This is a genomic window from Corynebacterium sp. S7, assembly GCF_054401105.1.
Genome location: NZ_JBTIYK010000002.1, coordinates 25,776 through 49,597, shown reverse-complemented (window position 1 = coordinate 49,597; position 23,822 = coordinate 25,776). Strand labels below are relative to the sequence as shown.

The 23,822-nt window shown below is 57.4% G+C and carries 25 protein-coding genes, 2 pseudogenes, 1 riboswitch and 1 other annotated feature; of the genes and pseudogenes, 17 read left to right on the top strand and 10 right to left on the bottom strand.

Translation table 11 applies throughout. The features are described from left to right. The first annotated feature begins 120 nt into the window (after positions 1 to 120). Positions 121 to 1,359, top strand: coding sequence for an IS256 family transposase (locus ACXZ66_RS14190; protein ID WP_458749673.1), 1,239 nt, complete (start codon positions 121 to 123; stop codon positions 1,357 to 1,359). 21 nt (positions 1,360 to 1,380) lie between these two features. Then, positions 1,381 to 1,863: a type IIL restriction-modification enzyme MmeI gene (locus ACXZ66_RS14185; RefSeq protein ID WP_458751460.1), complete on the top strand. Its 483-nt coding sequence runs from the start codon at positions 1,381 to 1,383 to the stop codon at positions 1,861 to 1,863. Here ACXZ66_RS14185 and ACXZ66_RS14180 read toward each other — a convergent pair. Beyond that, positions 1,777 to 2,487 (bottom strand): IS6 family transposase, encoded by a 711-nt coding sequence (locus ACXZ66_RS14180; protein ID WP_144741801.1) that lies wholly within the window; start codon positions 2,485 to 2,487, stop codon positions 1,777 to 1,779. The genes ACXZ66_RS14185 and ACXZ66_RS14180 overlap by 87 nt on opposite strands. A gap of 41 nt (positions 2,488 to 2,528) precedes the next feature. Between ACXZ66_RS14180 and ACXZ66_RS14175 the strand changes: the two genes are divergently transcribed. Continuing rightward, positions 2,529 to 3,656, top strand: coding sequence for a type I restriction endonuclease subunit R, EcoR124 family (locus tag ACXZ66_RS14175; RefSeq protein ID WP_458751458.1), 1,128 nt, complete (start codon positions 2,529 to 2,531; stop codon positions 3,654 to 3,656). A gap of 354 nt (positions 3,657 to 4,010) precedes the next feature. Here ACXZ66_RS14175 and ACXZ66_RS14170 read toward each other — a convergent pair whose 3' ends face one another. Both ACXZ66_RS14170 and cmtR read right to left on the bottom strand, forming a co-directional pair. Continuing rightward, positions 4,011 to 4,607: a cadmium resistance transporter gene (locus ACXZ66_RS14170; protein WP_046552205.1), complete on the bottom strand. Its 597-nt coding sequence runs from the start codon at positions 4,605 to 4,607 to the stop codon at positions 4,011 to 4,013. Then, positions 4,607 to 4,966: a Cd(II)/Pb(II)-sensing metalloregulatory transcriptional regulator CmtR gene (gene cmtR / locus ACXZ66_RS14165; protein WP_290280009.1), complete on the bottom strand. Its 360-nt coding sequence runs from the start codon at positions 4,964 to 4,966 to the stop codon at positions 4,607 to 4,609. The genes ACXZ66_RS14170 and cmtR overlap by 1 nt, the downstream gene beginning before the upstream one ends. Between cmtR and ACXZ66_RS14160 the strand changes: the two genes are divergently transcribed. From ACXZ66_RS14160 to ACXZ66_RS14115, 10 genes and pseudogenes are all read left to right on the top strand, one after another. Continuing rightward, a complete protein-coding gene (locus ACXZ66_RS14160; RefSeq protein WP_155268199.1) occupies positions 4,967 to 5,110 on the top strand; it encodes a hypothetical protein in 144 nt (47 codons plus the stop codon). Between the two features lie 206 nt (positions 5,111 to 5,316). Beyond that, positions 5,317 to 5,943 (top strand): recombinase family protein, encoded by a 627-nt coding sequence (locus ACXZ66_RS14155; protein ID WP_458751456.1) that lies wholly within the window; start codon positions 5,317 to 5,319, stop codon positions 5,941 to 5,943. Positions 5,944 to 6,462: 519 nt separating this feature from the next. After that, positions 6,463 to 6,735: an Rv0909 family putative TA system antitoxin gene (locus ACXZ66_RS14150; RefSeq protein WP_458751455.1), complete on the top strand. Its 273-nt coding sequence runs from the start codon at positions 6,463 to 6,465 to the stop codon at positions 6,733 to 6,735. Between the two features lie 248 nt (positions 6,736 to 6,983). Beyond that, the gene (locus tag ACXZ66_RS14145) at positions 6,984 to 8,360 is read left to right on the top strand and encodes a TrkH family potassium uptake protein (protein WP_458751453.1); all 1,377 of its coding nucleotides are present in this window, start codon (positions 6,984 to 6,986) and stop codon (positions 8,358 to 8,360) included. Further along, positions 8,353 to 9,045, top strand: a complete 693-nt coding sequence (locus ACXZ66_RS14140) for a potassium channel family protein (protein WP_436406008.1) — start codon at positions 8,353 to 8,355, stop codon at positions 9,043 to 9,045. The genes ACXZ66_RS14145 and ACXZ66_RS14140 overlap by 8 nt, the downstream gene beginning before the upstream one ends. Before the next feature lie 310 nt (positions 9,046 to 9,355). After that, positions 9,356 to 10,759, top strand: coding sequence for an IS1380 family transposase (locus tag ACXZ66_RS14135; RefSeq protein WP_458751450.1), 1,404 nt, complete (start codon positions 9,356 to 9,358; stop codon positions 10,757 to 10,759). 154 nt (positions 10,760 to 10,913) lie between these two features. Continuing rightward, a pseudogene (locus ACXZ66_RS14130) lies at positions 10,914 to 11,057 on the top strand (IS701 family transposase); the annotation flags it as partial. A gap of 397 nt (positions 11,058 to 11,454) precedes the next feature. Continuing rightward, a riboswitch (TPP riboswitch) is annotated at positions 11,455 to 11,564 on the top strand. Then, positions 11,562 to 11,849 (top strand): annotated as a pseudogene (locus ACXZ66_RS14125) (phosphomethylpyrimidine synthase ThiC); the annotation flags it as partial. (Overlaps the previous riboswitch by 3 nt.) Positions 11,850 to 11,903: 54 nt before the next feature. After that, the gene (locus tag ACXZ66_RS14120; protein ID WP_144741801.1) at positions 11,904 to 12,614 is read left to right on the top strand and encodes an IS6 family transposase; all 711 of its coding nucleotides are present in this window, start codon (positions 11,904 to 11,906) and stop codon (positions 12,612 to 12,614) included. Positions 12,615 to 13,142: 528 nt separating this feature from the next. Next, positions 13,143 to 13,556, top strand: a complete 414-nt coding sequence (locus ACXZ66_RS14115) for a hypothetical protein (protein WP_083912634.1) — start codon at positions 13,143 to 13,145, stop codon at positions 13,554 to 13,556. Positions 13,557 to 13,792: 236 nt separating this feature from the next. Here the strand turns inward: ACXZ66_RS14115 and ACXZ66_RS14110 are convergent. Next, positions 13,793 to 14,994 (bottom strand): IS3 family transposase gene (locus ACXZ66_RS14110; protein ID WP_458748508.1). Its coding sequence is split into 2 segments (ribosomal slippage): positions 13,793 to 14,700 and positions 14,700 to 14,994, totalling 1,203 coding nucleotides; the frame shifts between segments, so codons are not numbered across the junction. A gap of 108 nt (positions 14,995 to 15,102) precedes the next feature. Between ACXZ66_RS14110 and ACXZ66_RS14105 the strand changes: the two genes are divergently transcribed. Further along, positions 15,103 to 15,366, top strand: a complete 264-nt coding sequence (locus ACXZ66_RS14105; RefSeq protein ID WP_018297226.1) for a hypothetical protein — start codon at positions 15,103 to 15,105, stop codon at positions 15,364 to 15,366. A 381-nt stretch (positions 15,367 to 15,747) separates the two neighbouring features. Here the strand turns inward: ACXZ66_RS14105 and ACXZ66_RS14100 are convergent, their stop codons facing one another. From ACXZ66_RS14100 to ACXZ66_RS14085, 4 genes are all read right to left on the bottom strand, one after another. Next, positions 15,748 to 17,007, bottom strand: coding sequence for a replication initiation protein (locus ACXZ66_RS14100; RefSeq protein WP_245533824.1), 1,260 nt, complete (start codon positions 17,005 to 17,007; stop codon positions 15,748 to 15,750). Between the two features lie 472 nt (positions 17,008 to 17,479). Continuing rightward, positions 17,480 to 17,725, bottom strand: coding sequence for a hypothetical protein (locus tag ACXZ66_RS14095; RefSeq protein ID WP_018297228.1), 246 nt, complete (start codon positions 17,723 to 17,725; stop codon positions 17,480 to 17,482). Between the two features lie 8 nt (positions 17,726 to 17,733). Then, positions 17,734 to 18,339: a ParA family protein gene (locus ACXZ66_RS14090; protein ID WP_033378012.1), complete on the bottom strand. Its 606-nt coding sequence runs from the start codon at positions 18,337 to 18,339 to the stop codon at positions 17,734 to 17,736. 177 nt (positions 18,340 to 18,516) lie between these two features. Beyond that, the gene (locus tag ACXZ66_RS14085; RefSeq protein ID WP_083912632.1) at positions 18,517 to 18,768 is read right to left on the bottom strand and encodes a helix-turn-helix domain-containing protein; all 252 of its coding nucleotides are present in this window, start codon (positions 18,766 to 18,768) and stop codon (positions 18,517 to 18,519) included. A gap of 83 nt (positions 18,769 to 18,851) precedes the next feature. Between ACXZ66_RS14085 and ACXZ66_RS14080 the strand changes: the two genes are divergently transcribed. Together ACXZ66_RS14080 and ACXZ66_RS14075 are read left to right on the top strand one after the other, a co-directional pair. After that, on the top strand, positions 18,852 to 19,502 hold the full coding sequence (locus ACXZ66_RS14080) for an AAA family ATPase (protein WP_458751448.1): 651 nt from the start codon (positions 18,852 to 18,854) through the stop codon (positions 19,500 to 19,502). Positions 19,503 to 19,584: 82 nt separating this feature from the next. Then, on the top strand, positions 19,585 to 20,460 hold the full coding sequence (locus tag ACXZ66_RS14075) for a hypothetical protein (RefSeq protein WP_018297231.1): 876 nt from the start codon (positions 19,585 to 19,587) through the stop codon (positions 20,458 to 20,460). Between the two features lie 959 nt (positions 20,461 to 21,419). On the opposite strand, the gene ACXZ66_RS14070 is transcribed toward ACXZ66_RS14075, so the two are convergent. After that, positions 21,420 to 21,605 carry a hypothetical protein gene (locus ACXZ66_RS14070; RefSeq protein ID WP_458751446.1) on the bottom strand — a complete coding sequence of 62 codons (186 nt, stop codon included), beginning with the start codon at positions 21,603 to 21,605 and terminating at the stop codon, positions 21,420 to 21,422. A gap of 17 nt (positions 21,606 to 21,622) precedes the next feature. Between ACXZ66_RS14070 and ACXZ66_RS14065 the strand changes: the two genes are divergently transcribed. Further along, positions 21,623 to 21,799, top strand: coding sequence for a hypothetical protein (locus ACXZ66_RS14065; protein ID WP_458751444.1), 177 nt, complete (start codon positions 21,623 to 21,625; stop codon positions 21,797 to 21,799). A 690-nt stretch (positions 21,800 to 22,489) separates the two neighbouring features. Here the strand turns inward: ACXZ66_RS14065 and ACXZ66_RS14060 are convergent. Next, positions 22,490 to 23,754 (bottom strand): IS3 family transposase gene (locus ACXZ66_RS14060; protein WP_458748511.1). Its coding sequence is split into 2 segments (ribosomal slippage): positions 22,490 to 23,463 and positions 23,463 to 23,754, totalling 1,266 coding nucleotides; the frame shifts between segments, so codons are not numbered across the junction. Further along, positions 23,333 to 23,464 (bottom strand) — a sequence feature (AL1L pseudoknot). Its footprint overlaps the gene before it by 132 nt. Positions 23,755 to 23,822: the final 68 nt, after the last annotated feature.

Sequence of the window (23,822 nt, the reverse complement as noted above, 5' to 3'; positions counted from 1 at the left end):
GGTTGCGTCCGTTAGCGTGGTGTATCTGTAACTGCCGGTGACAACCCTCATGAATGCACGAGGCGACCACCGCAGTACCTTTCGAATCAACTCCTACATCTCCTCGAAAGGGACACCACGATGGCCGCTGGCCCCCATTCTATCGACCCCACCACCTATCTCGACGACCTGCTGTCTCAAGCCTCCCCGGACCTGATGAGACAGATGCTCCAGGGCTTCATCAACCAGATCCTGTCCACCCAGGCCGACCAGATCTGCGGCGCCGAATACGCCACCACATCCGAGTCCCGCACCAACGTCCGCAACGGCTACCGCCACCGCGACCTCGACACCCGGGTTGGCACCATCGACGTCGCCGTGCCCAAGCTGCGTACCGGTTCGTTCTTCCCCGACTGGCTGCTGGAACGACGCACCCGGGCCGAACGGGCCCTGACCACCGTGATCGCCACCTGCTACCTCAAAGGTGTCTCCACCCGCAGGATGAACGACCTGGTCGCCAGCTTGGGGATCAACAACCTGTCGAAATCACAGGTGTCAGAGATGGCCAAAGACCTCGACGTCATGGTCGAGGACTTCCGGACCCGGCCCCTGGATACCGGACCCTACCTGTATGTTTCATGCGACGCGCTGACGATGAAGGTCCGTGAAGGCGGCCGCGTGGTCAAAACCTCCGTCCTGCTGGCCACCGGCGTCAATGCCGAAGGCTACCGCGAGTTACTCGGTATGCAGGTCGCCACATCCGAGTCTGTGGCCTCCTGGACCGGGTTCTTCCGCGACCTCAAGGCCCGGGGCCTGGATCAGGTGTACCTGGTCACCAGCGACGCGCACCTGGGCATCCAGCACGCCATCAGCGACGTCCTGCCCAACGCGTCCTGGCAGCGGTGCCGGACGCATTTTTCGAAGAACCTCTCCGGCCTTGTGCCCAAGACGCAGTGGCCGACATTGTCGGCGATGTTCCAGACGATCTTTCAGCAACCCGACGCCCAGGCTGTGTGGGATCAGGCACGGGAGGTGGTGGGCTTCTGTGAGCAGAAGTTCCCCCATGTCGCGGACTACCTCGAGGAGTCCCTCGATGAGCTGCTGGCGTTCACGAACGCGCCGAAGGCCGTGTGGACGAAGGTGTGGTCGAACAACCCGACCGAGCGGTTGAACCGGGAGATCCGCCGGCGCACCGATGTCGTCGGGATCTTCCCCAACCGCGACGCCGTCGTCCGCCTCGTCGGTGCCGTGTTGGCGGAGCAGCACGATGATTGGATCCAGCAGAAGCGCTACATGTCGTTGACGAGCCTGGAGCAGACGAAGGCGATGATGGCCAGCTCTGTGATCGACGCCAGGGAATCCACTCAGGAGGTTGCATGAGCCCGCGCCAGCATCGAGCTCGTGCCGGTCCCTGAGGTCGTCACGCTGCTTGTTTTATCGAAAGGCAGAAACACCACTCCCGCGGACTTGACCCAGGTACGCTGTGACCTCGACCAGTTCAAACACCGCTGGCGCACCCGCCTCGACGGCTGGAAGGCAACAGGCGAGGGGGCACTAGAGAAAAAATACGCCCAATCATTCTGGTCAGACTTCCTTGCCTGCTTCGGCATCAACGCCGCACGCATGGATCTGTTCGAACAAGACGCCCGTCGAGGCTCCTCCGGCAACAGTGGCTACATCGATCTGTTCTGGCCCTCCGTGGTCATCGGTGAAGCAAAATCACCGGTGCTGTTGCAAAGTTGGGCCAGGGTCGAAAAGCCCAACCTCAAGACATTAGTTGTCCTTGCTCCGGGGTGCTTAAGCTGTCTCGAATATCCGGCTGACGATCACCGCGTCCGGGTTCGGTTGCCCGTAAGCAAACATCGTCCCCTGGCCTTTCCGTAATGAATGCATCGCTTCCATCCCTTTCAACGTCCGGTAGGCGGAAATTCGGTTTTTGAACGCTCCCTTCGGCCCCAGGATTCTTTTAAGTCGGCCATGATCTCCCTCGATAACGTTGTTCAGGTATTTCACCTGCCGGTGCTCCACCGTCTGAGGGCAGATTCCCTCCGCCTTCAGCTCGGATATTGCCCTGGCCAGAGCTGGTGCCTTGTCGGTGTTGATGACCCGCGGGGACCCGGCTGTCGTATTCGACCTCAGGGTCTTGGCCAGGAAACGCTTGGCCGCCGCGACATTGCGCTTCGGGGAGAGATAAAAGTCCAGGGTCTGCCCACCGGCGGTAATAGCCCGGTAGAGATAGCACCACTTCCCGCCGACCCGGATGTAGGTCTCATCCACCCGCCAGGAACTGGCCTGCCAGTCGGGTACCTGCCGGTACCAGCGCGTCTGCTTATCCAGCTCAGGGGCGTATTTCTGCACCCAGCGGTAGATCGTGGTGTGATCGACTGGCACACCCCGCTCGGTCATCATTTCTTCGAGATCGCGGTAGCTCACCCCGTAGCGGCAGTACCACCGCACCGCCCACAGGATGATGTCACGGGGGAAATGCCGACCGGAGAAGATGCCCATGGCTCTGATTATTTCACGCCGGTCTTTCTACTGCCCCAACTTTGCAACAGCACCGTTTCGAGAACTACTACAAGGACCTGTCGCTGCGGTTGAAAAACCGCGAGGTTGACCTGGTCATCGTGGTCAACATGTTTCTCACGGGTTTTGACGCCACGACGCTGAATACCTTGTTCGTGGACAAGAACCTGCGCTACCACGGCCTGATCCAAGCGTTTTCGCGGACCAACCGCATCCTGAACTCGGTCAAGACCTTTGGCAACATCGTCTCCTTCCGCGACCTGGAGGACGAAACCAACGACGCGATCTCGCTGTTCGGCAACAAGGATGCCCGCGGTGTGGTGCTGATGAAGTCTTATGCAGAGCACTTGACGCAGTACCAGAGCGCCGTGAACTCTCTGTTCGAGGACTTCCCGCTCGGTCCAGACGGCAGTGTCCCGGTCATTGAGAGTGAGAAGGGGCAGAAGAACTTCATCGTGCTGTTTAGCGGGATCCTGCGCCTGCACAATATCCTGACCAGCTTTGATAAGTTCGTGGACCCGGAGACCTCGGACAATCCGCTCAGCCCCCGGATGATGCAGGACTACCAGAGCCTGTACCTGGATCTGTACCAACAGCGCCGTAGTCAGGAGCGTGCCGAGCATGAGTCCATTGACGAGGACGTCGTCTTCGAGATTGAGCTGATCAAGCAGGTCGAGATCAACGTCGACTACATCCTCATGCTGGTGGAGAAGCACCGTCAGGAAAAAGGTGACGGGGACGACAAGGAACTGCGTTCCGAGATCAGCCGTGCCGTGGACGCGTCCCCGTCACTGCGCAACAAGAAGGATCTGGTGGAGGCCTTTGTAGACTCCATCTCGACGCAGAAGGACGCTGAGGTCGACGCGGCCTGGCGCCAGTTCATCGAGGGGCGGAAGAACGCGGAACTCGATGAGATTATCGAGGGTGAACGTCTGAGGGATGAGCCGGCGAAGAAGTTCGTCGAGCAGGCCCTCCGCGACGGTGAGCTGCGCACCTCCGGTACTGAAATCGTGGAGATCCTGCCCCGGTTGTCACGGTTTGCGAAGAACCAGGATCAGTCTTTGGATGGTGTGAAGCAGCGAGTCATCACCAAGCTCACGGCGTTCTTTGAGCGCTTTTTCGACCTGGTCGTTTCTGGGGAAGACCGATAGACGCATTCCAGGGGGGAAGGATAGGTAAGGACATTGCAGCCACCAATCGTTCGCGTAACTGAAGGTAAGGCGTCCTGCCCTTTCTGTCGGCGGGTTATGCAGGTTTACCTTGGGGAAACTCATTTTAGTGGGCATGCAGCACCTGATGGAACTTGGTGTGAAGAAGAGGCAAGCTATATTTTCCGCGTAGAGTCGCCCCCTCCATCCAAGAAAAGTGGCAAGAAACGAAAGAAGAAGCGTGGAGGCTGTGACTTGCAGCTTCGTTTGGCGGTTTTTCCGCGGCTTCGAATGGCGGTTCAATCGACGCCGATGGCAACACCTGGATAGGCCACCCGGGCGCTCGGGATGGGCTTATTAGAGACCGAAGGCGCCGCCGCTGACGAGGATGAAGATGCCCAGGCCGATCAGGACGATCGGGAACAGCACGTGCTCCCAGCGCTCAAGGACTTCTGCGATGGGCGGGCGGGTGGCCACGAACTTTGCCAGCAGGACCAGGCCTGCCACCAGGACGAGGAAAACGATGCAGTAGATGATGACGGCGGCAGTGTCCACGTTGAGGAAGACCGGGACGTAGACGCCGATATTGTCGCCACCGTTGGCAAACGTCACACCGGCGACGGTCAGCACACCCACCTTTTTCCCGGCGATCTCCGCATCATCATCGTCGTCATCATCGCTTCGCCAGGCCTGCCAGGCCGCCCATAGTCCCAGGGCCAGGGGAATTAGTCCGAAGTACGGGATCGCCTCAGCAGGTAGGAATGCTCCTGCCCCCAGCGTGACCAGGACTGCGGCCGCGAGGATGCCCATGAAGCCGAGGTACTGACCAGCCAGAATCCGAAGCGTGGTCCCTTTTTGCCCCGCCCCGCGGGCAAAAAACAGCGAGAGCACGATGATGTCGTCGATATTGGTGGCGATAAACAGACCAATCGCCGACAGTAGACCGGTTACCACTACGCACTCTCCTGTCCAGTGACACACCCAGGTACGGCGCATCCGGCGTCGATGCATTCGGCGTTGTCATCGACGGCCAGGGTGATATCCAGCAACGCGTTCAACGCCTGCGCCAGATGAGCATCAACGATCTCGTAGCGGGTCTGTCGCCCCTGCGGTTCGGCGACAACAATTCCGCAGTCCCTCAGGCAGGCGAGATGGTTCGACACGTTCGAGCGCGTCAGTTCCAGATCCTGGGCGAGAGCGGCCGGGTAGGCCGGCCCCTCCAGCAGCGCCAGGAGAATGCGGGAACGAGTCGGATCCGCCATGGCCCGACCCAACCGGTTCATCACGTCTAGATGAGAAGCAATAGTCAGCATGTGCTGAACTATACAGCTGTTGCTGAACTAACTTCGACATGGGGTGGCGTCGTTGCCAGAGGTCGTCTGCACTTTCAGGCTGAGGCCTTCACTGCGCAGGAAGGAAGCGGTTGCCTAGTTGGCGGTGTTCCCGACGTGATTTAAAGGTGAGGGCTATTGCCGGCAGCTTCCGGCCCAGGCCAGTGGCGGCCCACGTACCGATCAAGGTGTCCCACTTCCAAGGAAGTGGAACACCCTTAATGAAACCAAGTGAAAATACATAACCCCCGGACGGCACTGTTCCACAAGCTATTCCAACCAACTGTCTCACAAAATCTGCTGCAGAATAGAATTCCGGTACGCTGTGGGTCATGGATATCGGATACGCCCGGGTTTCCACGGCGAAACAAGACCTCGACCGTCAGATCGACGCGCTACGCAAAGAAGGTGTTGCGGATAAATACATCTACGTCGACAAGAAATCCGGATCCACCACGAACCGGCCCGGCCTACAGCAAGCCCTTGAGCAAGCCCGCGCGGGTGATGTCATCGTCGTTCACACCCTCGACCGGTTGGGTCGCACCGTCCGGGACACGCTGAACCTGATCCATGAACTTCAGGAGCGTGAGGTCGGGGTGCGCACCCTGGCCGATCCCATCACGGTGGATTCCTCGAACCCGAATGATCCGATGGCGCAGTTGGCGGTGGTGATCCTCTCGCTGTTTGGGCAGATGGAACGCACCTACGCCGTCGAGCGCGCAGCCCATGCCCGGGCAGTGGCCGAGGCAAAGGGAAAACGGGTGGGCCGGCCCAGTGTGGTGGACCCAGACAAACTTCGATACGCAGAACACCTGCGCAACGAGGGGTACTCGATGAGCAAAATTGTGGAGAAGACCGGCATCACCCGCTCCAGTCTCTACCGGCACCTGCCACCGCGGCCGGTGGAGACCCACACCGCCGCAGACATCCCTGACACCTCAAACCCCAGCCTGCGGTGAGGGTTGGTGAACGGGACTTCTGACACTTGTCGTCTTGTGCACGCAGGTAGTGACCAGATAGTGGTCAGAAGGCGTGTGCATAGCCCTGCTGGCCAGGCAGGGTCTGTGCAATCGCCTTCTGACCCTGATAACGATATTTTTTCGATGCGTGTCACGTAAACGACCGATTTAGCAACACTCCTGACCAACGAACTGATCTAGATCAACCCTCCCGACTCTGACATTTTGGACGAGTGCCCCACTTCCTTGGAACTAGGGCGGGGCGTCCTCATTGAAAATCGCCAGCCTCATTAGGATGTGCCCGTGAGACGCTATTAATCTCTGGCTGACCGCGAAAGACCGCCAAGCTAATCTTCCCCACTTCATACCCTGTGTATTGGAATGGAATGGGAGGTGCGGTTTTGTGATACTTCAGGTGGCGCCCACTGATCGAGAGGAAGAACCGCTATCGTCAGGGATGCGCACTTCGCACATCTAATGCGATCAGAATGCTGAAAACACCGACGAAAGGACACAATCATGAAAATCATGGGCAAAGCCAAGGACTTCCTGAACAGCCCATCCGGCAAAAAGACCACCGGACAGGCCCTCGACAAGGCAGAAAAATTCGCCACCGGAAAACTTAGCGCAGACAAGGCCACCAAGATCAGAAAGGCCCGCGGCATGGTGGACAAACGTCTGGGCACCGGTTCTACCGATCCGACCCGGCCGAAGCGCGATACCACTGAACGCTCCACGAATCGTGACGACCAACCAGGGTCCGCCGGCGGCAGCGGCCAGCACAAGCCCTGAAGCCAGCAGTAGGACACATCATGCTCAGTGGAATACACCACCCCGGTTCAACCTTGCACTAGGCCCGGGGGAATCTAGACCTAAAAGCTAAAGTTAGCGCAGGAGGCACAGATTTCGTGATGCACGCACAAGCGCATTCCCAAGAAGTATCCGCAATCGCTGGCGCATCAACCTTTGTCGTGGACTAACGCCATAGTTTCGGGGCGGCAGGCTAGCGGTATCGGGGAAACAGGATTAGGATCCCTCCGGTGGAACGAAAATCACCGTCCAGCTGGCTACGACCGGCCCAACTTGCCGCCGCAGGCTTCCTTGGTCTGATCCTGGTGGGTGCGTTTGTCCTGACCCTGCCGTTTGCCTCGGCGGACGGCCAGTTCACCCCGTTCCGCGCGGCCCTGTTCACCGCCACTTCCGCAGTGTCGCTGACCGGTCTCATCGTCGTCGACACCGGAAGCTACTGGAGTTTCACAGGGCAAGCCACAGTGCTCTCCCTGATCCAGCTAGGCGGGTTCGGCATCATGAGCCTTACCTCCTTAACGGGCATGTTATTGACCGGGCGGATCAGCCTACGGTCCCGACAAGCCACCGCGGCGGAAGGGCGCCCCCTGTCACTTGGGGGCATTCGGAAGACGCTCATGGCCACCCTTGTGCTCACCGTGGTCTGTGAAGCGGTGGTTGCTCTTACCGTCGGACTGCGTTTCGCAACGACCTACGAGATGTCCCCACTTCGGGCCACCTGGGAGGGGATCTTCCACGCCATTTCCGCGTTCAACAACGCCGGATTCGGACTGCGTGCGGACAGCCTGATGCCCTATGCCAGTGATGCCTGGGTCCTTGTCCCGCTGGCCGGTGCCTTCATCATTGGCGGGCTGGGTTATCCGGTCCTTGCGGAGCTGGTGTCCCGTGTCCGGGACCGGATCCGCGCCCGCCTGCGTGGAGTATCCCCCGGTACATACCGGTTGTCAGTGACTACGCGGATGACCTTGGTCGGCACCGGTGTTCTGATTGTCGCCGGAACGATCATGGTGGCTGCTATCGAATGGAACGGCGTGCTCCGCGATATGTCGCTCGGGACGAAATGGCTCACGGCGTTTTTCCAGGGGACCGCCCCACGCACCGCTGGATTCAACTCCGTCGACTACGCGGAGATGAACCCGGTAACCCTGATGGGCACCGATATCCTAATGTTCATCGGCGGCGGTTCCGCTGGCACTGCTGGAGGTATCAAGATCACCACGGCGATCGTGCTGCTCGCGGCGATGGTTGCCGAGTTCCAGGGCCAGCGTGACACCTCAGTGGGGCGTCGACGGATCCCTCACACCGTGGTACGTCAGGCAATGACGGTGGCCGCTGCCGGTGTCGGCGTGGTTACACTCGCGGTCGGGGCCCTGCGCATCCTCGAGCCGCAGTTCACCGCCGATCAGCTGAGCTTCGAGGTAATCTCCGCTTTCGCCACGGTAGGCTTATCGACCGGTATCACCGCGGATTTGAGTGCTCCCTCGCAGATCATTCTCTGCCTGTTGATGTATCTCGGACGGGTCGGTCCTATCACGCTGGTGGCTGCGCTAGCCGCCCGTAACGTTGTCCGCAGATTCGACTACCCCACGGAAAGGCCGTTCATTGGCTAAGTTTCCAGGCTCCGCGCTGCGGAGCAGACGCAAGATCGATATCTCCCCAGTGGTCGTCATCGGGCTGGGACGCTTCGGCTCTTCTCTGGCCAGAGAACTCACGAGATATGGTGTGGAAGTCCTCGGTATCGACGCCGATGACAAGCTTGTCCGCGACCACGCCGCTGATCTCACCGACACTGCTGTCGCGGACGCCACCGATGTGGAAGCACTACGGCAGCTCGGCGTGGATGAGGTCGAGAGGGTGGTCTTGGCCATCGGGTCGCATCTGGAAGCCTCCATCCTCACCGCATCCAACCTCGTCGAGCTGGGTATCCGTGATATCTGGGCCAAGGCTGATTCCGATCCGCATGCCCGCATCCTCACCCAGATCGGTGTGCACCATGTCGTTCGACCCGAACACGACACTGGCCGCAGGATCGCACACCTCCTGGGCGGTCGGTTTCAGGACTTCGCCGAGTTGGACGAGAACTACGGTGTGATCAAGCTGGCCCCGCCGTCGGTCCTGCTTTTCGGAACACTGGATGTCCAACGGATTTGGGAAAAATACCATGTGTACCTGGTGTCCGTTCGTACGGGCACGGGTCGGTGGGAGCCCCTCTCATCCGGTTACCCATTGTCATCAACTGACCTCATCGTCGTCGCCGGCAGCCCTGAAGACCTTGAGGTTTTCTCCTGCGCGTAGCGCCAGCGATGACGTCCGCAAACGAGCACATATTTGTCCGCTGAGACTCGACATCCAAGGTATGCGTCTACTCCATTAACTTGGATGATTCACCCATTGGTCTCGTGTTGAAGAAGTATCTGGAAGCCTGTGCCTGATATGGGCCGGGCCTGCGGGGGCTATCCCTCCAGCTCCTTGCGGGTCCTTAGCCTGGATCCACCGATGTGATTCCGGTTTCAGCGGTGTGGGAATAAAAGAAATGCCCCTCTGACATGGGATAATACGACTTGTCTAAGGTCCGTAATCCCCGTCAAGAAAGAGCATCTCTCAGGTGCAACTATCTCACACTCCCGCAGCCATGTCAGCATCATTCGACGATCCGAACCTCGTGTCGGCTGCCGGGCTGGTCCCGGTCATGCGCCTGGCGGACGAAGCCGGGCTGACTGCCCTGGCACAAGACCAGATGACCGTCGCAGGCGACAAGGGCGCTAACGCTGGGGCGAAGATCACCACCCTGATCGCCGGAATGGTCGCCGGCGCCGACTCCATCATTGATATGGACCAGCTGCGCCACGGCGGCATGAACCGACTGTTCAACCAGGTCTACGCACCGTCGACCCTGGGTTCCTTCCTCCGGTCCTTCACCTTCGGGCACATCCGCCAACTCGACGCCGTCGCCTCGCGCTTCCTCACCGGACTGGCAGCACAGTCACCGGTCCTGGTGCCCGCCGACACCGGCGGGTACGTGCTTGTCGATGTCGACGACACCATCATCGAAGTCCATGGCCATCAGAAACAAGGTGCCGGCTTCGGCTACTCCGGGGTCCGTGGCCTCAACGCCCTGCTGGCCACGGTGACCACACCCGATTCCGCTCCGGTGGTCATCGCACAGCGCCTGCGCAAAGGCTCATGTGGCTCCCCGCGTGGGGCCGGCCGGTTGATTGCTGATGCGATCACCACCACCAGGCGGTTACCGGGACTCCAGCACCAGAAAATGCTGGTGCGTGCGGACTCCGCTTTCTACGGCCGGCCCAGCATCCATGCAGCACTGACCGCAGGTGCGGATGTGTCGATCACCGCGCGGATGACGCCCAACATCCAGAACGCGATCGCCACGATCCCGGACACGTCCTGGGAAACAATTGAGTACACCGACGCGCTTTTCGACGAGGACACCCAGCGATGGATCTCCTCAGCAGAAGTCGCGGAAATCTCCTTCGTCGCTTTTGCATCGAAGAAGGAGGCTGATCAGGTTCCCGGTCGGCTGGTGGTGCGCCGGATCCCAGAGCTGAACAAAAAGGATCTTGATCAACCGGGACTGTTTGATCTGCACCGCTTCCATGCGGTGTTCACCACCGCCGACTCAGGTCTCATCGATACCGTGGCCGCGGATAAAACCCACCAGCAGCACGCGATCATTGAGCAGGTCAACGCCGACCTGAAAAACAGTGCGCTGGCGCATATGCCTTCAGGTGTGTTCACCGCGAACGCGGCGTGGTTGGTGGTGGCGGTCATGGCCTTCAACCTCACCAGGGCTGCCGGGACCATCGCGGCCGGGGCACTGGCCAGGGCTACGACTGCGACGATCCGGCGTCGGATCGTCATGGTGGCGGCCCGCATTGCTCGTAGGGCACGACGGTTGGTCCTGCACCTACCGCAGGGCTGGAAATGGGAGCCGCAGTGGCGGAAGCTGTTCGAGCACGGTCACTCGCCACCGGCTGTTGTTTCTTCCTGACCACCTGAGCCGAAACCCTCCGGCCCGAGCCGACCTACCAATTCGTGGAACAACCAGACGACGACGTGATCTGGGGATCACTCTTGCCCGAAATCCCTGACGGTGCCTGCAACCGATCTCAATCGCTTACCGAGGGCACATCGGTGGATCGAGGTTGAAACACGGGCTGGGTCTGGATCATTTCGAGGGGCGCAGCTGGTTGGGCTGGCATCACCACACGGTGTTAGTGACCGCGGCGCATCTGTTTGTCACTATCCAACGGTTGGCTGCGGACCCAAAAGCTCGCAAGGCGGTGTGAGTTTCTATGTCACACTCGCCGAACTCCAGACCGCTGTCATCAGGTTGTTGGCCTATTGCCCGTACTGCGGCCGCGCCCCCACCTAACAAAGCACTACTAGCCGAATGCTCGAGACGGACCGACAATGCCGAGCCGCAGAGACCATGGGGAAATGAAACTCAGGCGTTCGTAACCCCTCCACCCAACATCGCCTTCTGATATCTGTGCAGATGACTTTCGACAACAATATGGGAGAGACTGCAGGTGGTGGTGTGCGAGGAAAATCCCGCAATGCAGACTCTACACGGGTCGTAGGCCCCCCGATGAATGTGCCAGGAATGCCGCCCCGGTCACGGAATGAGCGACCCTCGCTGCCATATATGGCGGGCTGATGGGTGTAACGGCCTGTTAGGATTGGTTCCGTCCATACGGGAGCCCCAATGCAAGGGCTGAGATCGGGTTGTTGCAGCCTGCGACCGTCGAACCTGTCCGGGTAATGCCGGCGAAGGAAAAGGAACCCTCATTATGAGCTCATCGGCTCAGCACGCCCTAGCCCACGTCCATGACCAAGAATACGACCTCCAGGTCCCGGTCACGGAGATATCGTTAGAAGATGGTCCCGGCGGCGCACCCAACCCGCCTGTTCGGGTCTACCGCACCGCCGGGCCCGGTAGTGACCCGCTCGTCGGTCTTCCGCCGCTGCGGGCATCCTGGATTACTGGCCGCGGTGACGTCGAAACTTATGCGGGGCGGGAGCGCAACCTGCTCGACGATGGTCGCTCCGCCCTTAGACGTGGTGAGGCATCCCAGGAGGGTGCTGTTGCAAAGTTGGGGCAGTAGAAAGACCGGCGTGAAATAATCAGAGCCATGGGCATCTTCTCCGGTCGGCATTTCCCCCGTGACATCATCCTGTGGGCGGTGCGGTGGTACTGCCGCTACGGGGTGAGCTACCGCGATCTCGAAGAAATGATGACCGAGCGGGGTGTGCCAGTCGATCACACCACGATCTACCGCTGGGTGCAGAAATACGCCCCTGAGCTGGATAAGCAGACGCGCTGGTACCGGCAGGTACCCGACTGGCAGGCCAGTTCCTGGCGGGTGGATGAGACCTACATCCGGGTCGGCGGGAAGTGGTGCTATCTCTACCGGGCTATTACCGCCGGTGGGCAGACCCTGGACTTTTATCTCTCCCCGAAGCGCAATGTCGCGGCGGCCAAGCGTTTCCTGGCCAAGACCCTGAGGTCGAATACGACAGCCGGGTCCCCGCGGGTCATCAACACCGACAAGGCACCAGCTCTGGCCAGGGCAATATCCGAGCTGAAGGCGGAGGGAATCTGCCCTCAGACGGTGGAGCACCGGCAGGTGAAATACCTGAACAACGTTATCGAGGGAGATCATGGCCGACTTAAAAGAATCCTGGGGCCGAAGGGAGCGTTCAAAAACCGAATTTCCGCCTACCGGACGTTGAAAGGGATGGAAGCGATGCATTCATTACGGAAAGGCCAGGGGACGATGTTTGCTTACGGGCAACCGAACCCGGACGCGGTGATCGTCAGCCGGATATTCGAGACAGCTTAAGCACCCCGGAGCAAGGACAACTAATGTCTTGAGGTTGGGCTTTTCGACCCTGGCCCAACTTTGCAACAGCACCACATTGTTTACATATGGTCCGACCCCACCGCCACCCGGGGATGACTTTTGCGCGGGGACTGCCGCTCGGTTATCGGTAAACAATGTTTACACCCGGGTCGAATGCGTCCGCGCACATCGCGCTCATCTCCCGGGGATGCGCGTCCCGGTCGACGCGCTGGCGCGGAAGCCTCACGGCTTCCTTGCCCCACCATCACTCTTCTCCCGCATGATGCTCCATCCACGCACCATGACGACCCCAACACACTTGTACCCCGGTTTCACACACCGCTTCCGTGACCCCGCATCGACCCGCACACATCGACCGTCGCGTCACAGCGCCCGCGCCGGCGCCGGCGCCGCGACACTCACCAAAAGCAACACACCTTTGGCAGATAATCTGACTTTCGGTTTTGTGCTGGTCAGAGACCTGTGAAAAATGCACCGATTATATCGAACGTTCGTTATAATCGCCCCATGACTGAGCGCAACGAGTGCGAGAACTGCGGCGGACCGATCCCCCCGAGAACCGACCCGCGAGGACGAAAAGCGCGCTACTGCTCAGATGCGTGCCGCGCGGCGGCGTCGCGCAAACGACGCGAGCAACGCCACCGGGACGCGCTTGCCGAAGCGCGAAACCAGCTGAGCTTGAACCGACGAACCCCTGCCGAGGAAGCGGGGGAGGCGGCGAAAGTCGTGCGCGCAATGGCGTGCAATCTGCGCGAAGGGCGCGATTTTTTCGTAACCGAGCAGCACAAGGAATTGGTTGCAGCGGTTCACGAACTTGCCCAGGTTCTCAACGCCGCCGTCGCTGCCGAGGACGCGGCGGCAGTGGTGTCGAAAACGGGCGGGAATCGTGCCCAACGCCGGGCCGCGAAGCGCCGCCGTTAACCCGTTTTTAACGCACGAACGGAAAAGTTTTCACGCTCCTGCGGCGGGTCTGTGACCTGCACAAAACCGAAATTCTGATTATCAGCCAACGGTGTGCGCACTGTGGTGGCGTCGTGAGACGCCAGTAGTTCGTGACAGCAGGCATGAACTTAGGGTGGGGTGAAGCTGTGCTGAGTGTGCGAAGTAGCAGCGGTGGGTAGGGCCCGACCCCCGGGAAGTGGACACGGAGGATTTAATCAGGAAGCAGATTTCAGGATAGCAGGACCGCGCTCCTCAAACACCGCAGGCGCGAGATATTTACACCAGGAATGTCGGCGCACCGTGTTGTAACGGATACACCAGCGGAACACGTCCCGGCGGCAGCGCAATTGATTCTCAAAGGTCTTGGAATCCTTGAGGACTTCCCGCTTCAGCGCAGCGTTGAAAGACTCCGCTAACGCGTTGTCCGCACTGGTGCCGATTGATCCCATTGACTGCCTAATTCCAAGCTCTTTGCAGGTGTCCTGGAATGCGTGAGAGGTGTAAACGCTGCCGTGATCCGAGTGGAAAATCGCACCTTTAAGGCTTCCACGCTGGCCCTTAGCCATCAGCAAAGCATCCTGCACCAGGGACGTGCGCATATGATCCGCGATCGCGAAACCAACAAGTCGGCGAGAATAGCAATCAATGACCGTGGCCAGATATATATTCGACCCATCCGCAATCGGCAGGTAGGTGATGTCCCCGACGTAGAGCTGGTTTGGTTTATCGGCAGTGAATTTCCGGCCGACAAGGTCAGGAAACACGGGTTTCTTCTGATCTGAGACGGTCGTGGTGACCTTGCGTTTCTTTGTATATCCGAACAGCTTGAGTTCGCGCATGACTCGGGCAACCCGCTTGTGGTTCACGGGGCCATGACCGGCCTGGTCTTTGAGTTCAGCCGTGATCCGTTTCGCCCCATAGCAACCGCGTTCGGCAGCGAATACAGTCTTGACGCGGGCGCCGAGGATCGCGTCGGACATGAGGCGTTTCCTGCGGGCTGAACTGCTGTTTTTCCATTTATAGAACGAAGATCTGTTGAGTTTTAACACCTCGCACAACCGCTTAACCGAATGGTTCTTCTGGGCGTCATCAACGAACCGGAAGCGGATCACCAGTTCGTCTCTTCCGCGAAATATTTAGCGGCTTTCCGCAGGATGTCACGTTCTTCCCGGAGCCGGGCGTTTTCTCGTTCGAGTTGTCGAATCCGCTCGGCCTCCGTCACCGAGGCCGGGGAAGCTGAATCCTTAGAGCTGATCTTGGTGCGGGCACCGGTGCCGTATTTTTTCAGCCAGTTATGCAGGGTGGCACGGTTGATCCCAAGATCAGTGGCGATGGTCTGGAGCGAGGTGCCCGGGGAGTTCTCGTAGAGCGCGACGGCATCGCGTCTGAACTCTTCGGTGTAGGTCTTGCTTGGCATGGTGTGGAGATTACCTTTCAGTCCCAGATTGTTGGGATGTTAGGTGTCTACCAAACGGGGGTCAGGTCCGTAGTTGGGATCTAGAAATAAACGAACGCGGACTATCAAGTGAGGGCCGAGGCGATAGCACAGAGGAATACCAAGGCAGAAATTAAGAAACGACTTGAATGTGAGCAGCGCGCTCGAGTCGATACGACCGCGGATAATCTCGCAACCGTAGCGCGGGGAGTCAAGACCGCCGACACCACCAACATCGAAATCGCAGACGCAATGTCAGAGCTGTATGACTTGGGATACACCATTACCCAAATCGCCGACAAAGTCGGACTCTCATCTGGTCGTTTGCAGAGCGAGCATCGTCAGGCGAGCTAAACACACACGGAGAATTCCGGCGCTCCCTAGGACTCCAATCAGGAGGACGCCACGGAGCCTGCATCACAACCTCAAGAAAGTACGATCATACAAACGTACGCAACAGCGTATAGCCATGGAAGCACCACGGGGTAAAGGACGTAAACACCGTTCGTAGCCGACACACTAGTCGCCCTCCCTGGTGCCGGTAGCAACAAGCGGGCTTACGTTCATACCTCGCCCCCAGGACCTACGCGCTACACCGCCTGTTTCGGCTAAAGAGAACAGCGAAAGCACGTAAACCAAACGAAGGTGAAATGGTTGACGTGCTTTCGCTAACCTGAAATAAGTACCTACTGCCTCACGGCAGGGGAACCGTATATTGCTTACGGCCTGACCCATTTATTTTTCAGCTTTTGGTCGTCCTCTGGGCAAAGTAATCCCTGCTTTTTTCAAAGCTCGTTTCACCGTTGGGCGCGAAACGCCAAACTCCTTCATAGCCTGCGGGATGGTTGGGTAGTTGCCTGTCTGGAACATATGGTCATCAAAAAAGTTGGCAATCTGGCGAGCACCGACGCGTCCTCCTAGAGCCCTCTTCTTGTTGGCGGCTTCAAGTTTCCTACGTTCATTCTGCGCGTACTCACTGTCGGTGTTATTCCAACGTTCTGCAGCCTTCTTGCCGCCTCGCCGTCCCATAGTGGAAAGCGCTTTACGCTCACTGCTTGTCGCACGGCCTGGGGAAGATGAGTTCCCATATTCATTTGTCTTAGATGCTATAACGTATCCGCGCACTCGCCGTGCCATCGTTTGGCGATCACGTAGCGGTGGCATCTCCTCATCGCGTCCATCAGCTCCTACCCGTTGGGCAACTTTGTAGGCGTGTTCATAGGCATCAATAAGCGCCGTATCCGTCATCCTCTCCCCTGCTTTGCGCAGACGGTGACCAGTTTTAAGCGCATGGCGGAATGCGGTTTCATCACGGGCTGCCCGACCTTGCCGTATAAGTAAAACGCGAACCCCGTCGATAAGTTCGGGGTCGTATTGATCCAGCTCTCCGGCAATCTCGCCGTCAACTTCATCAGCGATGGTTTTAAACGTTTGAGCTTCCTCACGTCGAGTGCGTACCGCATTGATCAGTTCCCGTCCGCTTGAAAACTGTTGGCGAGGGTTCTTTTCGTGCTGGGCTTGGCCTGACATTGCTCGGACCTCCCTAATCATGTCTCCAAGACGGTTAACTCGACCATGCTGTCGATACCACCGATATGCAGTGGGCGAATCCCCTGTATAGAACGGACTACGGCTAAACCTGTGGGCGAAATGAGGATCATGATCGAGTAGTTCACCAAGAGCTCGGCTAGTGGCCGCTAGTAGACTCATGGGTGATGATTTTCCTTGTTCTCCAGCATAAACTGGATCAATCAGCCAGATGGCTTGTGCTTTACCTGATTGCGGGTTGATTCCCACCCAAGCCGGCCCGAGATTGTGGTCTAGAAGCTGGAGAAATGCGACTCGTACATCTTCCGCCAAATTGGTTGGGTGTCCGCCTGGTGTCCCTGGTTGATCGATGTCTACAACAAGGACTGTGGCTCGCTGTTTGTTGGTGAGCATTACGTATTCGCATTTGCCAAGAGCTTCTGAATCAACCCGGTATAAACGTGGCACAGAGCGCCCGTCCTGGGTGCGTCTGTATGATTTTGTGAAATCTCTATTGACGCACCCATGCAAAGTAGTCCTCCCCAAGTGGGCAATCAGCTCATCTCGGTCTGTGACACCTGCAGGTGTATCGTCTAGCCCTCCGCATGCACGTTTGTCATAGAGGGGTGGAGCTAAACTGGCGAGCCGGGTTGTGCCTGGGGGATCCGCTTTAGGTAGAGTCATGTATATGCTTTCCCCCAGGTTGGTGCCGGGTGATAAGCGAAGGTCATCAGGTTGCCGCCTGGTGGCCTTCATTCTTTTCTAGGGATGTTTCCTAGTGTAAATGACAGGTGCGTAAGTAACCCCATAACGCCCTAGTAGCCGTGGTGGATGTCCCCTTTCTACGCGGTTGTCTATCTAGGAGTGTCGCATACCGAAAGTAAAATATATGGCTGTAGAGCTATATGACCCTATGGCCCTACAGTCATATTAACTACCATTAGTTTTTACGGTTTTTCAACCATTCCATTGCCCACTCTTCCCAAAGCTGGGACAAGCTAGTGTCATCTTCCAGGGCTGCCAACTTAGCTTCTTTGAGAAGGGCCTTGTCTTTAACGTAAATGCGCAACGTTGCAGAACGCTCCTCAAAACCCGTTAGGGGAGCAGATACTTCTGCCTTCTCTTTCGTACCGACTTTTTTCCGGGCACTCGCTTCTGCTTTTTTTGCTGCATTTCCAATTCCCATGTCTCCTCCTAGAATGCTTCCTTTAGCTCTTCTGCTAGATCTACCCACTCCTGAAATGGCTTAGTGGTGATACGCGGAATAGTTCCACCTGCACCACGAGTGGCTGCCCGCGTTGGGATGATCGTGTCAGCGAGAGCCGCACGACTATTGGCTGAAAGGTTCTCTTCTGCCAGATCGAGTAATTTCTCCCGTTTATCGACGTTGACAAGCACTACCGCAACAGGAATGTTGGATCCTTCAAATGAATCGAGGGTCGCTTGGGTTCGTTTCATGTCCAAGGGGGAAACACCCGTTGGAATCAGGACGAGGTCGGCAGCACGCGATGCAACCTCCACAATACTGTTGCTGCCGGGAGGGGTATCTACAAGAACATAGTCGTAATCATCATATTGCGAGAGTGCAGTATTTAATGTCCGATCAGTGGGGACTGAGCGGACATCGAAGCCGATGTCACCACCAGCATCATCGAACCAGTCAGCTGCGGAACGCTGTTTGTCCGAATCGAGCACAACTACCCGATTTCCCATGGATGCGAGCGCAAATGCGAGCATCATAGCTGTTGTCGTTTTCCCTGTTCCGCCTTTAGTTTGGATAACCGCAATGGTGTTTGCCATACCCTGACACTAGCAGCCCACCGACATGAGCATACGAACATATAGCCATATGACCACACGTGTCGAGAGAGTGTCTCGGCCGTATGATGACTAAGTCGTTTCTATCCACTCTTAGCAACTATGAACATATGGCGATATGGACGTATGTTCATACAGTCATAGATTCATCGTGGGGTCTCATTTCTCTCCAGGCCACCGCTCCATGCCTTCAACAAGTTTCCCTGGATCAACATCAAGGATTGTGGCAAGCGTAAGGATATTCAACAAAGAAATATTCCGCTCGCCTCGCTCGACCGAGCTGACATAGGTTCGGTGAAGCCCTGCAAGATGAGCTAACGCTTCTTGGGAAAGAGTCTTCTCTTCACGAATTGTTCGTAGCCTTTGTCCAAATTCACGAAGTAGCGCATCATCGCCCTCAGTTTTATCCACCCATCAAAACTCTGAAAATGATGACCAAAGGTCTACAGACTATAAGTATCATTGAGGGCAATATTGATCGATTCGGAGGAAAAATGATCATTGCAGTCACAAATGACCGAGGTGGAGCAGCAAAAACGACTACCTCAATGCTGCTCGCTTCCGAGCTAGCACGACAGGGGAGGGGAGTGGCGGTCCTCGATCCCCTCGATGTGATTGCTGGAACCACTACAGGGCCGTACGGGATCTCCATCAATGCCAAGGCGAATGCGGATCCTCTGCCTTTTCAAGTTTTCAGTACCACGATCGCAAAGAAGCAAGGGCTTGACGAGTCGGTGCAGGAGTACCGCCGGATACAAGCGATCGATGCAGACCTTGGGCCCGGGGGAGTCACAATCCTCGACGGAGGTCGCGGCATGGCCCAGATCTGCGCACAAGTCGCCGAACGGACAATTGTCCCGATCACGACAATGCATGAGGAAAATGCCACCGCCATATTCGAAACTCTGGGGGAGTCTGGCGCCCTGCTTATTGTGCTTCGGGAGAGGGAAGACTGTAGCGAGTTTGGATTCGATTGCATACAGGAGACGATCGCTACTGTCATCTCGAATCCTCCCACTGTCTTGGCCAGCATCATCGAATCTCTGGGCAGAACACAGGGACGCCCTTACAGTTTTGATTGGCGCGAAGAACACTATTGCTTTGAGCTGTTGGTAAAAGAACTCGAATCTCGGTGGGGACTCTAATCGAATCACTTTCTTTCACGAATTCCTGTGTTCATTAAATCCAGCACAAACCACGTAAAGCTAAGAAAGAGAAGTCCAAGAAATGCCTCACCGCTCTTCCTCCCGCCACCTTTTGACCGCTACTGCTGTGGCTGTATCCGCAGGTCTTGTTCTGGCGTCTTGTACCAGCAGCGAAACCGGAGACGGCGGTACCGGCGGGCAGGAAACAACGGCGAAGGAACCCAACGCCATCCCCACCAAACCTCCTCATTTTGAAGGCAGCGATGAACGTTTTGCTTCCATCGCCAATGAAGGATGCAGCTCAATGTTCACTGAGAAGGCCGAAGAGTTCGTCTTGTACTACACCGCTGAAGACGGTGGCAACGCAGAATACGTCGACGTGTCCTTCCAGGAAGGCAACCCCACCCAATCCGGCCACAAAACCTGCGACATCATCATCAAAGACGCAGACATCACCGACATCCCAGGCGGCGACATCAACAACGCCACCATCACCGTGTCGGCCTTATCTGCAGAGCAGAACGAATATAACCGTGATGTGAACTCCGATCTTTACAACAACCGCTCGGAAAATGTGACGGAGTTCGAGAATGTAAACGACGTAGCAGGGGTGTCTGTTCTGGCCGATGATGGATTAGCTTATGCAAGCTCCAATGGGCTGGTTGAGGATTCGACCATGATTTTCAACACCAATATTGACCCCAACACCCGTGGCTATCTATTCAATGACAACACCGCTATGAATCTTACTTTCTCCATCAACCCCGGAGGAATCTCTGAGGAGGTCGAGCCTTACGGCCTTCGTGGTGCGTGGGTCTCGGTGCAAAGCGACGACCCACAGGAAACAACAAGTGGAAACAGTAGGAACGCTATTGGACACATGGCTTACACGCTATCCATGCTCATGTACGGCAAAATCGGTAAAGGTAGCGGTGAAGACTACGTAATCACCGGCTAAAGAACGCCATGTAGCTCACACATCTTGCCGGGTGCCTAATTCGATTCAAAGAATTCATACCAGACGGGACTGAGATCACACAGAAAACTCGAAATATAGAGATCAGCGGTTAAATCTATAAATCGGCATTGAACTACTTTCGTAACATAATCGGCATTATGTGACAGTTTCCCGGCTAGATAAATAAGTAACCGATCCCCTCCCAAGAGATGGGGTCATATAGCGATATAACCTTATAGGCATAGAGTCATATTAGAAGCCAAGCGGTCGCTCTCCCATAAGTTCAATCCCGCCACTGGAGATGATTTTTCCTGCAAAATCAGGATGCTCCCGCAGACCATGCCTGCAAGATATAATTGTTTCAGGCACACATTCACGCATACCCAATGACTCCGCGGGAGATGTGCGGGATTCGGAAGATTTACAGTGACATGTCACTAACTTTTTAATAGTGGCTATGACCTGTACTTTTAATACTCTTTTATAGGTCCTATTTCTCTAATAGGTACCAGGTTTTGTACAAACCTGGGGCCATACCAAAACGCGCGGGGAGTCCGGTCCGTTCACTGTGTGCCCGTTTAATATTCGGCGAGCATTATTCTATGCAATGTATTCGGCCGGCCGGTGTGATCGCGCCCGTGAGCTGGCGTGTTCTTTTTTTAATGTATTTTCCGCACGCAGCCCGTCGGCACCTGACACCCGTTGGGCGCCGCAGGTCTAGGCCGGCGTGATCCGGTGCGCGCTCGGCGCCGCAAATGTCACCTGGAGGCTTTAGGTGACACTTTTTGACGTCGATATGGCCATGTAGGCATAGGGTCATATAGCTATAAGGTTATAGTTTCGCCAGTTATGTTCATACTCTTTGACATATAGGCGGTTTTCGGGGCCTAAAATCCGTCAGCTGACGTTCGGCAATGCCGGCACGGTGTTGCCATGCTTAATTCCAAGAAGCTTTTTCCCTAGTCCCATTCATTCTCGACCAACTCGCCACGGCCGCAGCTAACACTGTCATCGCCCTGGCCGGAGCGGCCGCGCTGACCGGCTCCTCCACCATCCACCTCGACCAGTTTTCCCCATCGCCCATCATCGCAGGCCTGACCGTGCTCGTGCTTTCCCGTGGATCGCGCGTGAGCTGCTTGCCTCACTTCTCGTACTCCTCGGCGTGCTGGTCCCCGAGCTTCGAGATGCCGATGCTGCTGCCTTCACGTCGATGCAGGTCGCAGTCGCTGCCATCACGGTGGCACTGATGGTGGCGGGCATGTTCAACCACGCCAGCTTCGTCATTGCCGCATTCGCGTGGTCGCTGACCGCGCAGGTTGCTCTCGCAGTGCGCAACTAAGACAGCCCGAATCCCAGCAAGCGCCCGTGGGGTCGCCCCGAATTAGTACCGGGGCATGTTCCAGGGGCGCTTCATCCTTTGAAAAAGCGTTGTGGCCGTTTCTGGGGCGTTGAGGGGTCGTGATGGTGTATGTGGTTGGTTTTGTTCCTGTTGGTCGGTCTGGGGCGATTCTGGCCGGTGTACAGCTCGTGAAGTGGTGCCGTGGATTGCCCTCTTTTTGCTTCCTTGCTGTGGTGGCTGTCGATTTCTGAGGGTGTGCTTGGGTTCGTTGTGCGCTCGGTGTACTACTTGCTGCCGTGAGGCGTGTGGTTTTTTTCCGTCCAGGATCGGTGACCCGCGACTGCGGTGAGTGTGGTTTTTGTGGGCAAGGGCGACGAAGTCGTCCGCGCCAGCGCAACGAGCGGAGCGAGGCGTGAGTTCTTTTTCGCTGTTGTGTGGTGCTAGATGTTGTGGTGGTCTGCCTCGCGCGTGCGCCCGCGCGCGTTATTGTTCTACTGGTATATGGATATATAGATATAGGCGGGCGATTTTTTCTTTATTTGTGCTGGTGTCGGTCCTTTTTTCGGTTTTTCGTGTGGGCAGATATGCGCAACCGTGTGGGCAGATATGCGCAACCGTGTGGGTAAATATGCGCAACCGTGTGGGCAGATTGAATCGGCCTGAGTTTTTCGGAGACTACGGTTAAAAGCCTTACTGGGCTTTTCGAGTGGTGTTGAATTCCTCGTAGTCCTGCTCGTATTCGATCGGGGGAACGTCACCGATCGATGAGTGCAGACGTTGGTGATTATACCAGTAGACCCACGAGGCCGTTTCCGTTTCGACCTCCTTGGCGTCCCTCCATGTCCGTGCAGGGTCGAAGTCGATGAGCTCAGTCTTGTAGAGCCCGTTCGTCGACTCCATCATCGCGTTATCCAACGCGTCACCGGCCGAGCCGATCGAGCCCTGCAACCCGGCCTCCGTCAGCGCGTCGGTAAACGCCAGCGAGGTATACTGGGCACCCGCGTCCGAGTGGTGGACGATGCCGGTGGCGGTGAAGTCCATCTTCGTACGCCGGCGGGAAAACAGGGCATGCTCCAGGGCCATGAGCACCATCCGGGTGTCCATCACCCGGGTCACGACCCAGCCGAGGATCATCCGTGAGTACGCGTCGACGATGAAGGCGACGTAACAAAAGCCCTGGCGTGTCCACACGTAGGTGAAGTCGGCGATCCACCACTGATTCGGGTGCGACGGATAGCTCCACCGCCGGTTGATCAGGTCCGGGTGCCGGCGGTGGGCCGGGTTGGCCACGGTGGTTTTCTTACGGTGCATTCCACGTGAGACGCCTTTGATTCCGGTGATCTTCATCAGTCGTTCGACCTGGTCACGGCCAACAGTCATGCCGTCGCGGACAGCGGCCTTCCAGAGTTTACGGCGGCCGTAGACCTTGCGGTTGGCCTCCCACAGCCGGTAGATGCGGTGAGCGGCATAGGCCTCATCCAACTCGGCGCCCGAAGGGCCGAAGCCGCGGGCCTGATGGTCGTAAAAGGTGCTTGGGGCAATCGCGATGCCATGGGCAGTCAAGGTTTCGCAGATTGGCTCGACCCCGAAGCGGTGGCGGTAGGTGCGGATGAAATCCACGATTACCGAAGTTTGCGGTCGAGCTCCGCCTGGGCGAAAAAAGCCGACGCCGTCTTCAAGATCTCATTCGCGCGTCGCAGCTTGGCCACTTCCTTGGCCTGCTCGTCGTAGGCGGCCTGGAGTTGCTCGTAGGACAGGGAACCAGGCTCAGGAGCTTCGGCCTGCTTTTCCTGTTTGCGGATCCAGTTGCGCAGGGTGGATTCCTTCACACCGAGAAGTTCACCGATCTCCCGGCGGGCGCCCGCCTTGGAGATATCGCCTTCCTCGAGGCGCTCGAAGTACATGCGCACCGCGCGCTCCTGCGTGGCTGCGTCGTACTGACTGGGTCGTGCCATGCTGATCTTCCTCCTAGGGTAAAACCTAGTCTCCGACCAACCCAGGCCGCCTCAGATATGCGCAACCG

Coding starts and splice junctions, on each gene's coding strand:
- ACXZ66_RS14075 (WP_018297231.1), top strand. CDS start 19,585: ATGCCTCACCGCTCTTCCTCCCGCCACCTTTTGACCGCTACTGCTGTG.
- ACXZ66_RS14095 (WP_018297228.1), bottom strand. CDS start 17,725: ATGGGAATTGGAAATGCAGCAAAAAAAGCAGAAGCGAGTGCCCGGAAA.
- ACXZ66_RS14115 (WP_083912634.1), top strand. CDS start 13,143: ATGACTGAGCGCAACGAGTGCGAGAACTGCGGCGGACCGATCCCCCCG.
- ACXZ66_RS14150 (WP_458751455.1), top strand. CDS start 6,463: ATGAAAATCATGGGCAAAGCCAAGGACTTCCTGAACAGCCCATCCGGC.
- ACXZ66_RS14180 (WP_144741801.1), bottom strand. CDS start 2,487: ATGGGCATCTTCTCCGGTCGGCATTTCCCCCGTGACATCATCCTGTGG.
- ACXZ66_RS14120 (WP_144741801.1), top strand. CDS start 11,904: ATGGGCATCTTCTCCGGTCGGCATTTCCCCCGTGACATCATCCTGTGG.
- ACXZ66_RS14080 (WP_458751448.1), top strand. CDS start 18,852: ATGATCATTGCAGTCACAAATGACCGAGGTGGAGCAGCAAAAACGACT.
- ACXZ66_RS14090 (WP_033378012.1), bottom strand. CDS start 18,339: ATGGCAAACACCATTGCGGTTATCCAAACTAAAGGCGGAACAGGGAAA.
- ACXZ66_RS14155 (WP_458751456.1), top strand. CDS start 5,317: ATGGATATCGGATACGCCCGGGTTTCCACGGCGAAACAAGACCTCGAC.
- ACXZ66_RS14190 (WP_458749673.1), top strand. CDS start 121: ATGGCCGCTGGCCCCCATTCTATCGACCCCACCACCTATCTCGACGAC.
- cmtR (WP_290280009.1), bottom strand. CDS start 4,966: ATGCTGACTATTGCTTCTCATCTAGACGTGATGAACCGGTTGGGTCGG.